Origin of the sequence: Rivularia sp. PCC 7116 (assembly GCF_000316665.1) — a bacterium.
Taxonomy (GTDB): domain Bacteria; phylum Cyanobacteriota; class Cyanobacteriia; order Cyanobacteriales; family Nostocaceae; genus Rivularia.
The window spans coordinates 5696819-5712290 of sequence record NC_019678.1 but is presented as its reverse complement, the minus strand read 5'-3'; the positions used below and the strand labels follow the sequence as shown (position 1 = coordinate 5712290).

The following is a 15472-nucleotide window of genomic DNA, read 5'->3' as shown; positions in this document are numbered from 1 at the left end:
TATAAATTTACAGATTTAAAAATTATTAATCAATGACCTACGATTATTATTTGATTATTATTTGATAGCAAAAAAAGCACAAAGCATTTACAATCTATATGTATAGCGTAGATATACTTAAATACTACAATGATTTTCGATTGAGTTTAAGTCATATTACTATAAAAATGTGAGGAAATTGTCGGCGAGCTTGTGTAGATAAACTATATAAAAATATTTTTGGCTGGGTAGGCATCATTAGAATCGCTTTTTAATGAAAAAATTTATCGTGCTTGAAATTTATTCTGGTTGTTATTAGTACGAGTCACAATTCCTCTGAGGGCTTAGGCACTGACTACTTGTTTACATCATTGTTTGCTGCGCCTTAGCAGAGCGAGGTAATAATCGCAAAGCCTTATTTCTCGTTACGAGTACGTAAGTCCTACCTCCATAAAAATCTTTCCCTATTAATGAAGTTTGAATAGCAGTTTACTTTTCCGAATGTAAAGGAAATTCAGTAATAGCAGGAAGTATTGAATGAATATGACGGGTTCAAAAAATGAGGCGTTAAGATTAAAAGCTTTATACGAGTATGATATTCTTGATAGCTCGCCAGAACAAGCTTTTGATGATTTAGTATTTCTGGCAAAGCAAATTGCCCAAACTCCAATTGCTTTGATTAATCTGGTTGATGCGAATAGGCAGTGGTTTAAGGCGAAGATAGGATTGAGCTTGCCAGAAATGTCAAGAGATATAGGCTTCGGTTCTTTGTGCGTTAATCTTGGTGAAACTTTAATTATTCCCGATACCTTAGCTTCAGAGCGCTTTGCGAACAATCATGTGGTGGTTTCAGAGCCAAAGGTAAGATTTTATGCAGGTATACCACTAGTTGCATCTGACAGCAAACAAATCATTGGGACTTTATGCGTTATAGATACAGTACCGCGTTCGATTACTCCCGAACAAATAGAGTCACTCCAAGCAATTAGTCGTTTAATAATCAAGCAATTAGAAATACGAATTGCTTCTAAGAAGCTCGCTGGTATTAAAACGGAGTACGAACAAGCAAAAGAAGCTTTAGATGAAAGCGAAAATATTATCAAAAGTTTTTTTGATAATGCGCCGATGATGATGGGAATTGTAGAAGTGCGAGAAAATGATATTCTACATATTTCTGGCAATAATGCGGCGGCGAATTTTTTAGGTTTAACAACCGAAGCAATGGAAAATCGCTTTGTTAGCGATATGGGAATTCCGTCACATTTGATTAATCAATGGATTGATTATTATCATCAAACAGAAAGTACTCAATCTTCTGTAACTTTTGAGTATCCTTTTGATAATCAGGATGGTAGCAGGTGGCTTAAAGCTAAGGTTTCAGCGATTGTTAATTGCTCGGAACATCAAAGATTTGCTTATTTAGTTGATGATATAAGCAAGCGCAGGGAAGTAGAAGTAAAATTACGTTGGAAACAAACACTTTTAAGTTCGATGACAACCGTGTCACCGCTAGCTTTTTATGTGGTAGAAAATCAAACTGGAAATATTTTGTATGCAAACCAACGTTTTTATGAAATCTGGGGTATAGAGCATTTAAAAGAACTAGTAGAATGTGGCGCATTGCAACATCAAAATATTGTAGAAGAATGCCGTAAATTGACATCTGAAGTTTGTGCATTTATAAAATTATGCCAACCCGAACCTACGGAAAAATGTGTTTGCGAGGATGAAATTTTCTTGCCAGATGGGCGGACTATCCGCTGTTTCTCGCGAGCAATTCTGAATCAAACGAATGAAAATTTTGCACGGCTATATATGTTTGAAAATATTACAACTCGCAAACATACCGAACATCAACTACGAGAACAAGCAGCATTATTAGATATTGCAACGGACGCTATTATCATGCGAGATTTATCTCACACAATTTTACTGTGGAATAAAAGCGCGGAAAGAATTTATGGTTGGATGGAACAAGAAGCCATTGGTAAAAATGCTTATGAGCTTCTACAACCCGAACAAGAAGGCAGTCAGCAGCAAGATATTTATAGTACGGTATTACAGGATGGTTCCTGGCAAGGTGAACTAAAAAAAGTTGGTAAATCTGGTGACGAAATTATTGTTGAAAGTCGTTGGACTTTAGTTAAAGACGAGCATCAAAAACCTAAATCTATCTTAACAGTTGATACGGATATTACCCAGAAGAAAGAATTAGAAAAGCAATTTTTACGCGCTCAACGCATGGAAAGTATAGGAACTCTAGCAAGCGGTATTGCTCATGATTTGAATAATGTGCTATCGCCGATTTTAATGTCAGCGCAGCTGCTAAAGAATAAAAATCGCACCGAACAAGAAATTTCTATGCTCGACATTGTAGAAAATAATGCTAAACGCGGAGCTAATCTGGTAAAACAAGTATTATCATTCGCTAGAGGAATAGAAGGCGATCGCACTGTAATTGCGGTTCAAGAATTGGTTTGGGAAATGAAGCAAATTGTCGAAACAACTTTTCCGAAATCAATTTTGTTTCAAGAGTCAATTCCAGAAGGTTTGTGGCAAATATGGGGCGATAGTACGCAATTACATCAAGTATTATTAAACTTATGTTTGAATGCTCGCGATGCTATGCCCGACGGGGGTAAATTAAAAATTTCTATCGAAAATATTGGAATTGATGATAATTATGCCCAAATGCATCTTGAAGCACAAATTGGCTCCTATGTAGCGATCAATGTTTCGGATACGGGGGTTGGTATTCCTCAAAAATTATTAGATCGAATTTTTGAGCCATTTTTCACAACAAAACAATTTGGTAAAGGTACTGGATTGGGATTATCTACAGTCATAGGAATTATTAAAGGTCATAATGGATTTATCAACGTGTCTAGCACTGTAGGTAAAGGTACGGATTTTCAAATTTATTTGCCAGCAGCTAACACCGATGCAAATCAACAAATCAAAAATCTAGAAACACCTTTCGGAAACGGAGAATTAATTTTAGTGGTTGATGACGAAGCGTCAGTTAGAGATATTACTTTTACTTCTTTAGAACAGCATAATTATAGAGTAATGACTGCTAACGATGGAATTGAAGCATTAGCACTTTATGCTCAACACAAAAATAAAATTAGTGCGGCAATCATTGATATGATGATGCCTATTATGGATGGTGCGGCGACAATTAATACATTGTATAAAATAAATCCTTGTTTACCTATGATTGCTGTTAGCGGATTAGCAACAAGCGAACAAGTACCTTTCGATAAGACTTCTAAATATACAGCTTTTTTACCCAAACCATATACTGCACGAGAGTTGTTAACAGCTTTACATTCAGTTTTAAGATAAAGAAAATTGGTAATTGATAATTGGTAACTGTTAAGTGTTCGCAGCTAAAACATGACTAATCTAATTCTGGTTGTAGATGACGATGAATTAACGCGGATGCAGTTGCGCGAATTACTCAAATCGGCGGGATATTCGGTTGCCCAAGCGGGTAATGGAGAGGAAGCATTGAGTGCATATACTCAGTTAAAACCGGATATGGTTCTGCTAGATGCTTTGATGCCGCAAATGGATGGTTTTAGCTGTTGCGAGCGTTTGCGTCAACTTCCTGATGGACAAGATATACCGATATTAATGATTACTGCTCTTTACGAGCAAAGTTCTGTTGAAAAAGCTTTTGAAGTCGGCGCGACAGATTATATAACTAAGCCAATTCAATGGTTGATATTGCGTCAACGAATGCTACGCCTGCTCGAAGCTCGCAGAACCATGAAAAAATTAAGGCAGCAAACCGAACAAGCACAATGGCAAGAAGCGCAATTAAGAATTGCATTAGAAGCTGCCCATATGGGAATTTGGGATTGGAATATTGCTAGTAATAAAGTAACTTGGTCAGATACTATCAAAGCGCTATTTGGTGAAGCAGGTTTAAGCTTTGATGAAACTTATGAAAGTTTTATTAGTTTTGTTCATCTTCAAGATAGAGATTTAGTCAATCAAACGATACAAAGTGCGATTGAGCAGGGAGGAGAATATAGCATTGAATTTCGCGTGGTTTTACCCAACGGTAGTATTCGCTGGTTGGCTTCTCAAGGTTTGGTTTTTCGTAATGCTTCTGGCAGAGCAATGCGAATGTCGGGGATTGATATGGATATCACTGCCCGTAAGACGGCGCAGCAAGCTTTAGAAGCTCATGCTAGTCAACAAGCATTGGTGGCAGAAATTTCTCAAGCAGCACTAGCTCGGATGGATTTAAATAGTTTGATGCAGCAAGCTGTTACTACCATTGCTCAATCCCTTGAGGTGGAATACTGCAAAATTTTAGAATTATTACCCGATAGTAATGAGTTTCTACTGCGCTCGGGTATTGGCTGGCATTCTGGGCTTGTAGGAACCGCAACGGTAAATGCTGCTGAAAACTCGCAAGCAGGCTATACGATTACTTCGCAAGAATCAGTAATTGTGGAAGATTTAACAAAAGAAACGCGGTTTAGCGGACCACAATTATTGCTCGATCACAACGTAGTTAGCGGATTATCGGTAATTATTCACGGAAAAGACCGTCCTTTTGGGATTTTGGGGGCGCATACTACTAAAAAACGCAGTTTTAGTAGAGATGACATCTTTTTTTTACAAGCAATTGCGAATATTTTAGCTACAGCTATTGAACGTCAACGCATGGAAGACGCGCTCAGAGAAAGCGAACAGCGCTGGCAGTTGGCAATAAGAGGTACCAATGACGGTATTTGGGATTGGAATATTAAAACTAGCCAGGTTTTTCATTCCACTCGCTCCAAAGAAATTCTTGGTTATAAAGATGAAGAGATTGGTAATGATTTAGATCTATGGATGAGCCGCGTGCATCCTGCGGATATAGACTTACTAGTACAAAATCTTCAAAATCATTTCGAGCAAAAAACCCCTTTTTATATAAGCGAGCATCGTCTCCAGTGTAAAGATGGGAGTTACAAATGGATTTTAGAACGAGGTCAAGCATTATGGAATTCTGCTGGGGATGTAGTGCGGATGGCGGGTTCTCATACAGATATTACCGAGCGTAAATTAGCAGAAGAACAACTAAGACAAAGCGAACAACGTTTTCAAATACTAGCCAGAGCAACAAACGATGCAGTTTGGGATTGGAACTTACTTGCAGATACTGTTTGGTGGAATAATTCGGTAGAAACTTTGTTTGGTTATTCCGTAGAGTCTGTAGAATGCAATACTGACTGGTGGTACGAACACGTACATCCAGAAGATAGGCGGAGAATTTTTGCCGATATTCATGCTGTTGTTCACAGCGCTCAACCATTTTGGGCAAACGAATATCGTTTTCTCAAAGCGGATGGTTCTTATGCCCATATATTTGATCGTGGTTATGTCGTTCGCGACGATAAAGGCTTACCGGTAAGGATGATTGGCGCGATGATGGACATCACCGAGCGCAAACGGGTACAAGAAGAATTAATTCGGCAAAACTTGCGCTCGCAGTTGTTTTCTGACATAACTCTCAAGATTCGTACTTCCTTACGCATCGATGAAATTCTTCAAACTAGCGTTACGGAAGTGCAAAAATTACTTAATGCCGACCGTGTATTAATTGTCCAATTATTAGCCGATGGTTCCATGAAAGCTGTTAAGGAAGCAGTAGTTCCCGGCTTACCCGTAGTTTGCGGGCAAAATATTGATGACCCCTGCTTCGGCAGTGACTACATGGAAAAATATCGCCAAGGCAGAATTAGCGCTATTACCGATATTAAAAAAGCTAACATTCAACCTTGCCATGTAAAATTACTAGAGAGATTTTGTGTTAAATCTAACCTCGTAGTTTCCGTAATAGTCCAAAACCAACTTTGGGGATTATTAATTGCTCATCAATGCGATCGTCCCCGTGAATGGACTGAATGGGAAACCGAATTATTAAAACAATTAGCCGACCAAATTGGTATAGCTGTTTCGCAAGCCAAACTGTTAGAACAAGAAACCCGTCAGCGAGAAGAATTAGCCCGTTCTAACGAAGAATTACAACAATTTGCCTTTATCGCTTCCCACGATTTACAAGAACCATTACGTAAAATTACAGCATTTGGCGATCGCTTAAAAGCTACCTGTCAAGATTCCTTGACGGATAAGGGATACGATTATCTACGGCGAATGCAGAATGCAGCCGAAAGAATGCAAGTTTTAATTGAAGATTTACTTACACTTTCGAGGATAACTACCAGGGCACAACCTTTTGTAGAGGTAAGTCTCGCAAAGATTGTGCGAGAAGTATTATCCGATCTCGAAATACCCATAGCGCAGACAAACGCGCTAATAGAAGTTGGTAAACTGCCCAACATTAAAGCTGACGCAGTGCAAATGCGTCAATTGCTACAAAACTTAATTAGTAATGCTCTAAAATTTCATCCAGCGCTATTTTTGTACGCGATTTAGATAACAAAATTTTATATTGGAATAAAGCAGCCGAACGTCTTTATCAATGTCCAAAAGATGAAGCGATTGGTAAAAAAACAGCGGAAATTTGGCAAGAGAAAAAAGTATCAGCAATCAAGTCAGCTATTAATACTTTAATTAAAAATGGTTCTTGGGAAGGCGAACTTTATCAAACCACAAAAGGCAGGGAAATTATCGTTGAAAGCCGGTGGACGTTATTAAAAGAGTATGAAGGCAAAGCACAATCAATTTTGGTTGTAAATACTGATATAACCCAAAAAAAATTATTAGAATCGCAATTTCTTCGCGCTCAAAGATTGGAAAGTATTGGTACGTTATCTAGCGGTATTGCTCACGATTTAAACAACGTACTAGCGCCGATTTTGATGACAGCACAATTATTAGAATCACAGCTTCAAGACGAGCGGAGCAAGCGGCTTTTACCAATATTAATTAATAATGCCAAACGCGGGGCAAACTTAGTTAAACAAGTATTATCTTTTACCCGTGGAATCGAAGGCGATCGCACTTTAGTGCAACCAGAGCCTTTAATAAATGAAATCAAGCAAGTTATTAAAGAAACATTCCCGAAAACAATTCAAGTATCGGAGGAAATACCACAAAATCTGTGGATGATTAAAGGAGATGCAACTCAACTGCATCAAGTGATGATGAATTTATGTGTTAATGCTCGCGATGCCATGCCCAACGGAGGTAAATTATCTATTTGTGCTGCCAATTTTATAGTAGATGAAAACTATGCCCAAATGCATCTCGATGCAAAAGTTGGTTCTTATATAATGATTTCCGTTGCTGATACGGGAATTGGTATTTCTCCGGAAGTTTTAGATAGAGTTTTTGAGCCATTTTTTACAACTAAAGAACTGGGAAAAGGTACGGGATTAGGTCTTTCTACAGTACTAGGTATTGTTAACAGTCACAATGGATTTATTAATGTACAAAGTCATATAAACAAAGGAAGTAATTTTCAGGTATATTTACCCGCACAAGAAATAAAAGAAATTCAAGAAGAAGTAGAAAGAGATTTCCCATTAGGTGAAGGGGAATTAATTTTAGTCGTAGATGACGAAGATTCTATTCGAGATATTACAAAAAAATCATTAGAAAGCTATAATTATAAAGCAATCACAGCCAGCGATGGTATCGAGGCAATTGCTTTATATGCCGAACATAGAAATGAAATATCTGTTGTATTAACGGATATTATCATGCCAATGATGGATGGATTAACAACAATCCGCACTTTGCAAAAAATTAATCCTCAAGTAAAAATTATTGCTGTCAGCGGACTAATCTCCAACGACAAAGTAAATACAATTACCGAAGTTGGCATCAAAGCTTTTTTATCAAAACCCTACACTGCAAAGCAATTATTACAAACTATTGGTGATGTCAAAAGCAACAATTAATTATTGTGAATAATTTCAATATCCTGAATATAGTACTTAATAAAACCTCTACTACCTACTCCCTATTCCCTATTTAACAATGACCGAACAGCGTTCTGAAATATTAGCAGCAAACGAAGCTTTCTATCGAGCCTTCGAGAAGAAAGATATTAATGCAATGAGTGAAATATGGTCGCAAGGAACTGGAGTTCTTTGCGTACACCCAGGATGGAATATACTTCGTAGCTGGAAGCAAGTTTATAATTCTTGGGTAAAAATTTTTCAAAATACTCCTTATATTGAAATAAATACAGATGTTATTTCGATAGAAATTCGGGAAAATATTGCCTATGTCGTACTAGTTGAAAATGTGATGCAAGTCATCAAAGGTTCGAGAATGGAAGCCCAATCTTTAGCAACTAATGTATTTGAATTACTCGGTGGCAAATGGTATCTAGTTCACCATCATGCAAGTCCGGTTATGGGTAACAGGTAATAGATTGAAGGTCAAAGGTCAAAGGTTTAATAACTTATAATTACCTACGTCCCATGCCCAATGCCCCATGCCCAATGCCCAATTACTAAATATCATTCAATCTTCAATCAACTCTACCCCATCTTTTCCGTCAGTTTCTTGTAAATAAACCTTAACTATTTCGTCGGCTGCGGTTGGTAACTTTTTACCAATGAAATCTGGATGAATCGGTACTTGACGATGACCTCTGTCTACCAAAACAGCGAGACGGATTAATTCTGGTCTGCCGTACTCATTTACTGCATTTAAAGCAGCACGAGCCGTTCTTCCTTTGAATATGACATCATCAACAAGCACAACGGTTTTTCCTGTCAAATCAAAGGGTATCCTAGTTTTGAACGGTGTTCTTAAACCAATTTGATCTAAGTCATCGCGATAAAATGTAATGTCTAATGCGCCTACTGCCACAGTTACATTTTCTAAGTTTTCAATCTGATTTGCCAATAAATTAGCTAAAGGTACTCCTCTAGTATGAATACCTATAAGCACTAGTTGAGATAAATCGCGGGTTCTTTCGACTATTTCAGAAGCGAGTCTTCTTAAAGTACGACGAAGTTCTTCTGGTGATAGGATTTTAACTACTTTTACGGACACACTCATAAACCGATATTACTGAGTCATTAAGTATACTATTTTAGATTGATTAGGTAATGGGTAACACTTAATATAAAGCTTTAAAGCTTAATTATTTTTTTCTACGATGAATTACAAACAATCCCAAACCTAATTGTCTAAATTAATCTTTACCTTAATGTTGTTAATAAGAGTAGAGATGCGGCTCCCCCCAGCCATAACAAAAAAGAATATCGAGTTAATTGTAAAGCAGTTTGAATCGAATCAGAAGTAATTGGATAAATCGCATCTCCCAACAAAGGTTTTGTTTTCGCTATTCCACGATACCAATTAGTTCCTCCCATTTGTACTCCTAAAATTGCAGCATAAGCACATTCACTCCACCCAGAATTAGGACTTGCATCTTTAGGAGCATCACGCTGACAAATTTTAATCACCTTTAGGGGTTTACGAGATAACAAAGATAGAGTTATAACTGTTAGCCTACATGGCAACCAAGTTAAACAATCTTCTAAACGGGCGCTGAACCATCCAATATAAATATATGGAACTTCTCGATAACCAATCATAGAATCAAGAGTACTACTAGCTTTATATGCTAAAGCCAAAGAAGAAGGTCCAATTATTGGTACAAAAGCACCAATAATTGCATAAAAAAGAGGAGCCATTACACCATCAGTAGCATTTTCTGTTACTGTTTCTAAAACAGCGCGTAAAATGTCTTCAGATGTCAAATTTTGTGTATCTCGACCAACAAAATTACTCAGAAGAGAACGGGCTTCCTCGATGTTTTCTATTTTTAAAGGTTGCAAGACTGTTTCTGCTGCGATTCTTAAACTTTTGAGTGCGAAACAACTAGCTAATAGGATAGTTTCTATCAAGATTCCTAGCAGGGGATGAATCAACATAGCAGATTGTTTTATTAACCAGCTAACCACACCGCTACCGATTACCAAAATTGCAGTTATTAATATTCCTGCTAAACGCTGTGTTAGAGAATTATGACAATATTTCTGAGCTAATTTAGTTAAGTAGGAAATGAGCCAGCCCATTACTTGTACGGGATGAAGCCAATTCCAGGGGTCGCCGATGGAGTAATCTAAACTAGCAGCAAGGATTAAGATAACAGCAGAATAAAACAACAGAAGAAATTAAAACAGTTTTTATCAATTGACTCGACGGTTAAGTACCGATATAGTCGCAATTAACGGTGACAATTTCTCTGTAACAAATGAGCAGGCTTGCCACTTTTTTAGGAGTACGTCGGTAAAAAACTAAAATTGCAACCGTTCATTGATAACTAAACCACAAAACTAGCTTCTTCTCCAAGAGAAGCTTGCCAGCTGCGAGCATCATAATAAAGGTCAGCTAAAGTAATACTGTATAATGCTTCTTTAAGCTTTTGAGATAGTCTATGCCAAAGACTGAAAGTGACCCAATCAACAGAAGCTTGTGGGTAAGCTCTATGGTGAGGTAAAGGTTCTATTGTTTCGCCGACAGCTTCTAAAATTTCTCCTAAAGATATTTTGACAGGTTCTCGCGCTAATTGATATCCACCATCTTTACCGCGAATTGATTTTACCAATCCAGCACGACGCATTTCTATTAGTAGTTTTTCTAAATAAGGAGCGGGAATATTTTGACGGCTTGCAATAACCTTAGTTGAAGAAGGGCGATTTTTTTGCTGCAAGCTCAAATCTAATAACGCTTTTACACTATAGTGCCCTTTAGTGGTAAGTTTCATTTAGGTTCAGCAATATTTGTTGGCACCAATTTAAGAATATTTTGATCGTAAGAATATTTTAGCAGCATCTCTTTGAAGTAAAAAGACCTCAAGAACGCTAAAGTTAACAATATCGATCTGAGGAGAAATTTTTTATATAGTTACGGTTATTGCTTTGTAATTTGGTTAATTTTTTTGATGCCATCAATAAGCAGTAAGCAGTCTGCATCGAAAAATAATAAGAATGAATAGTGCAAATTTTATATTGTTGGCTAATAAAAAAATAAAATTCATCATATACACTGTTCTTAATACCTCAATGTCAGTTAAAATGAAATCGATTCCACCACATCCATCGTTAGTTTTTGATTTAAGTTGATGGCTAAACAGAAAAAAATTGAACCTCTAGTCGGCGAAGATCTACTCAAGAAAGTCAAAGAGCTAGAAAACGAAAGTAAAGAAGATAAAGCCAAACAATGTGGCTACTATACCGTTACGAAAAACGGTATCGAGCGCGTTAACATGATGAAATTCTTGAATGCCCTAATTGATGCTGAGGGTATTCAGTTAGATAGTTCTTCTGGTGCTAATGGGCGTGGAGGACGTAGTGCAAGCTATCGAATTAGCGTGCAGTCTAATGGAAATTTATTGATCGGTTCGGCTTATACAACACAAATGGGTCTTAAACCGGGAGATGAGTTTATCATTACTCTAGGCAAAAAGCACATTCGTCTAAAACAAGTAGATCCAGAAGATTTAGAAGAAGAAGAAGAAGATTAAGACTGTCGCAAAATCATTATAATGGCTACTCTATAATCAACATGACGAATGGTGATTATTAGATGTACATCTTGACATCAAAATAGTCTCAAGATGCCTGTTTTCTCTATTGAGGAGATTGACAAGACGTGCAACTTTCTGATAGCTGCATTTGTATCTTTTGACAACTGCTATTGATAGATAATGGTGAAGTCGCTACTCGCTTTAACATATATCCCCGTATAGCTTGGAAAATAGCTAAGAGCAAATAAGCTTTTAGTGGATTATCCATTAAATTGCGCTTGGAAAATTATTATTCTAGAAATACACTCCGTAAAGTGAGAAATTTCGCAGGATAAAATCTATAGCTCTGAAGGGGATAAATTTATCAAAGCAGGTAAGCAAAATATCGATCTGACAATTATGATTTGTTTTAATCTCTATAAACATCCATAATTGCGATTAACGATTATTTAGATGAATTTGATTTAAATAAAAGTGTGGTTGATGTCTTTTTCTTCAGGATATCTATTCATTGTTTCGTCAATTAGCAATGAAAATACTGCTCTAAATTAATGTCAATTATTATACTTCAACCATTAGTTGTAGTAGCTGCCTGAAAACCTGTGATGGTTGCAGGCAGCTTTTTTATGGTTTCTATTCTCCTGTATTTGAATAATTATTATTTTCGTTATCCAAATATAAATTCAATTTCTGTAGGCAAAAAACCAGAAATAGCTTTAATTTGATTGACATCTATTTATCAATTTTCTGGTACACAAAGCGTCATATTTTTTCGTATCAGTTAATGGAGAATATATATATTCGATAGAAAATTGAGAAAATTTAACAGCTAAGTTTATTCAGAATTTTAGCTTTATTAAGTTTTTTGTAAAATTTGTATAGCTTCTATAGAGATATTATCTTTATAGTTATTTATGGTTAGTAAAAAAAATATAAGTTAAACGTATATAAAGAAGTTAGCTTTTAACAGTCCCTACTATCTTGTGAAAAGTTACGTAGCAAGCTGTAAAATAATGGTTTTTCCTTCAAGGAACATAATTATAATTTAATCAAATTGACTGTTCTGTAAATATCTTTTAGAAAAAGTTTTATGGGTATTTTCTATAATTTATCTGATACCTTTACAAAGCTTTGGTAAAAAAAACTGTAAATACTCAGAATTTTCGTGGAGGAAGTGCTTAAATAGTAAACAGTAGATAAAAGTCAGTTGCGAAAAGCTTTACCACGGTAAGCTTTGCAAGTAAAGAAGAAAGCAGTATACAATTTTTTGTATCGCGTGCGACGGTCGATTTGGACTATCACATACATTAATGGAGTAGAAATGTAGTATTTCACACATATAAGCTAACCGCAATTAAATCAATAGGCGATTGCTTGATTAAAATTGGGTTTGCGAAGTCAGAGTTATTTAAATATAGCTATACTCGTGTTGCAGTCATAAAAATGTTCATAATTTTATGGAACATTTATATGTATCGCGCATTGCTTATTTTCAACCGTCTTTGGATGTCATAAGCACAAATTTATCAGTTATACCAATTGTTATACAGCGAGTTAATAGAATAGGCGGACGAGGTAGATGAACACACACACCTTTGATAATCATTACGTTACTTGCCCCATTTGCCAAAAAAATGCTACGGCAAAAGCGCTGAAAAGTTGTACTGGATTATACAACTGTCCTTACTGTCAAGAAAGGCTGGTGGTATGTCGTAGCGGTAACTATGTGCGCGACCCGTTTCCTTTAAAACAAATTACTCTTTCATCTGTACTACGCCGTCAAAGCCGACCTTTAGCTCGAATTTTACGAGATTTTGTATTTTTTAAGCATCCTTTAATGGCTTTTATTTTGGGGAGCGCTATTATATGCGGCATGTTAACTGTGACTCAAAGAAATACTCACACAAATACTACAGATTCGGATGCTCAAAAGCCTTTGAATGGGTTGACTATAGAGAAAAATTCCGGTATTGAAGAAAAGTGAATTGTATTTTTTGGGCATATCGGTCAAAAATTGTGTTTTTAAGCAAACACGTCAGGCTGATTGATTATGGCTACCTGCTTATCTGTATTAATATATTAAATTTGCGAATTACCTATTTATAGGTGGAAAATTTTGGTAGCATCTAACATACTCAAATGAAACTTTAAAGACAGCCCCGTATCTAATCATTCTTTAGATTGCGGGGCAATATTTTTTTTTGTAACTAGAGTCCATTTCCCTTGCTTGCCTAGAACTTGTAATGAACCTGATGAAAAATCTGTCAAAGCCTTTTCGTCGAGCAAGAAATATGGTTTGCGATCGTGTTTCCAATAATATTTCAAGTTATCTGGAGATGCAGGTTTAATGGTACCTTCGCTATAAAAATCTAATGAAGGTCGATGATTGGTTGAAGAAATGTAAACCACCGTATTTTTCTCTAGATTTGCTTGGGCTACCATTTGCACAACTGGTTTAACTGGATAATCTTCATTGAGTTCCCATACCCAGTAATTAGATTTCACAAACAATAATAAAGATACATAGGTTCCCCACAGAAGTACTTTGAGGAACTGCCTGTCGCCTCGTTGTGCCCTCAGAGCCGCTAAAGCCATTGTGACGCTAAAAGTTGCAAATATCAGCGGTAATTCCGGTGAAGGTGTTGCAATGGAACTGAAGTAAGTACTTGCAACTGCGGAAATCAAAGCTAAAATACTCAACATCACTACCCAAAATTTTGGTAGTGGCTTTAATAAAGGTAAATTTTCGACTTCACCTAGTTTTGCTCCAATTGCCAAAGCTATTGAAGGATAAATTGGGAAAACATACCAAGGAAGCTTGGTTCCCATGATAGAAATGGTTATCAAATAAACACCGAACCAAACTAGTACGAGTTTTGCCCAACTAAGATTGCGATTTTTCCAAGCAAAACGTAAAGAAGCTGGTACAAAAATCAACCAAGGCCAGTTGTATTTGCAAATTTCCAAGAAGTAATACCAAGGTGGCCCAGAATGCCCTTCAACGGAAGACCAAATACGGCCAAAGGATTGATTCATCATTCCTTTATTAACAAAATCACGACCGTAATGTAACCATTGGGCACCGTACCAAAAAGCTACTGGAGCAGCGCCAATAAGCATTCCCATCCACATATACTTGCTACTAAGCAATCGTGGGGTATCCCAAAATAGATATATCATCGCCACACTACCAAGCAATATACCTAAAATGCTTTTGGTCAAACAAATTAATGCAAAACCGATGCCTACACCCAAGCAATAGCGCAAATCACGACGCGATCGCAACACGCATAAAAGCATGATCGTGAAGAAGCAAACCGCAGCACCATCTAGCATAGCCAGCCTTCCGTGGCGGACTACAGGCAACATTGTTAGGTAAACTAAAGCGCTGTAGACGGCACAAATTCGCTGATGGAATATTTCTCTGCCAATACTATACAGAAAAGGTACTGAAAGAGCTGTTAAAATTGCACCGGGTAAACGTGTAGTCCACTCGTTTACACCGCCAATTGAATAAGCCCAAGCAATCATCAAATGTATCAATGGTGGCTTGTTGTGATAAGGCTCCCCCCAAAGAGTTGGGAAAAGCCATCGCATCTCGCCAGCCTGAGCGCGTCCCAATTCCCGCGCAACTTGTGCGACAGTGCCTTCATCCCAGTCTCGCAGCGGCAACTCTCCTAGATGAATCGTAAAAAGTATTACTGCGGCAATAGTGAGTATTACTATCCATATTCTATCTATTCGTCTGTCCATTCGACGATACTGTTTTTCAACGCGATCCCAAATAAAGCTTCCTTTTTGCATAAACTAGGACAATCGTTTTAAATCGCTGCTCAAACTACAGAGAAACCTTGAGAGTAATCTCCAATCATAACATTCGTGCGAAACTACTCTATGGATCATTATCTCGTTAAATCTAATTTATTTCTATTTTTTTGATAAATTTTTGAATGTTATCCCAGCACAAACAATCGGGGAAGTTTTATAAAAATTTAAATAATATTTACAAATTGAATAGAAGCGAATATT

At 36.9% G+C, this 15472-nt stretch carries 9 protein-coding genes and 1 pseudogene; 6 read left to right on the top strand and 4 right to left on the bottom strand.

What is annotated here, in order from left to right:
• Window positions 1–516 precede the first annotated feature (516 nt).
• The 4 genes and pseudogenes from RIV7116_RS22060 (at window position 517) to RIV7116_RS22045 (ending at window position 8325) form a co-directional block, all read left to right on the top strand.
• Window positions 517–3327, top strand: coding sequence for a PAS domain S-box protein (locus RIV7116_RS22060; RefSeq protein WP_015120536.1), 2811 nt, complete (start codon window positions 517–519; stop codon window positions 3325–3327).
• A 51-nt stretch (window positions 3328–3378) separates the two neighbouring features.
• The gene (locus tag RIV7116_RS22055; RefSeq protein ID WP_015120535.1) at window positions 3379–6420 is read left to right on the top strand and encodes a PAS domain-containing protein; all 3042 of its coding nucleotides are present in this window, start codon (window positions 3379–3381) and stop codon (window positions 6418–6420) included.
• Window positions 6387–7850, top strand: a pseudogene (locus tag RIV7116_RS22050) (response regulator); the annotation flags it as partial. The gene RIV7116_RS22055 and the pseudogene RIV7116_RS22050, both read left to right, overlap by 34 nt.
• A 79-nt stretch (window positions 7851–7929) precedes the next feature.
• Window positions 7930–8325, top strand: coding sequence for a nuclear transport factor 2 family protein (locus tag RIV7116_RS22045; RefSeq protein ID WP_015120534.1), 396 nt, complete (start codon window positions 7930–7932; stop codon window positions 8323–8325).
• A 96-nt stretch (window positions 8326–8421) separates the two neighbouring features.
• Here the strand turns inward: RIV7116_RS22045 and pyrR are convergent, their stop codons facing one another.
• The 3 genes from pyrR to RIV7116_RS22030 form a co-directional block, all read right to left on the bottom strand.
• On the bottom strand, window positions 8422–8964 hold the full coding sequence (gene pyrR / locus RIV7116_RS22040) for a bifunctional pyr operon transcriptional regulator/uracil phosphoribosyltransferase PyrR (protein WP_015120533.1): 543 nt from the start codon (window positions 8962–8964) through the stop codon (window positions 8422–8424).
• A 143-nt stretch (window positions 8965–9107) separates the two neighbouring features.
• Window positions 9108–10079, bottom strand: a complete 972-nt coding sequence (cbiB, locus tag RIV7116_RS22035; protein ID WP_015120532.1) for an adenosylcobinamide-phosphate synthase CbiB — start codon at window positions 10077–10079, stop codon at window positions 9108–9110.
• Between the two features lie 158 nt (window positions 10080–10237).
• Window positions 10238–10681 carry an Rrf2 family transcriptional regulator gene (locus RIV7116_RS22030; RefSeq protein WP_015120531.1) on the bottom strand — a complete coding sequence of 148 codons (444 nt, stop codon included), beginning with the start codon at window positions 10679–10681 and terminating at the stop codon, window positions 10238–10240.
• Between the two features lie 357 nt (window positions 10682–11038).
• Between RIV7116_RS22030 and RIV7116_RS22025 the strand changes: the two genes are divergently transcribed.
• Window positions 11039–11440 carry an AbrB family transcriptional regulator gene (locus tag RIV7116_RS22025; protein WP_015120530.1) on the top strand — a complete coding sequence of 134 codons (402 nt, stop codon included), beginning with the start codon at window positions 11039–11041 and terminating at the stop codon, window positions 11438–11440.
• 1582 nt (window positions 11441–13022) lie between these two features.
• On the top strand, window positions 13023–13427 hold the full coding sequence (locus tag RIV7116_RS22020) for a hypothetical protein (RefSeq protein WP_015120528.1): 405 nt from the start codon (window positions 13023–13025) through the stop codon (window positions 13425–13427).
• A gap of 185 nt (window positions 13428–13612) precedes the next feature.
• Here the strand turns inward: RIV7116_RS22020 and RIV7116_RS22015 are convergent, their stop codons facing one another.
• Complete coding sequence (locus RIV7116_RS22015; RefSeq protein ID WP_015120527.1) at window positions 13613–15247, bottom strand: glycosyltransferase family 39 protein; 1635 nt, start codon at window positions 15245–15247, stop codon at window positions 13613–13615.
• Between the last annotated feature and the right edge of the window lie 225 nt (window positions 15248–15472).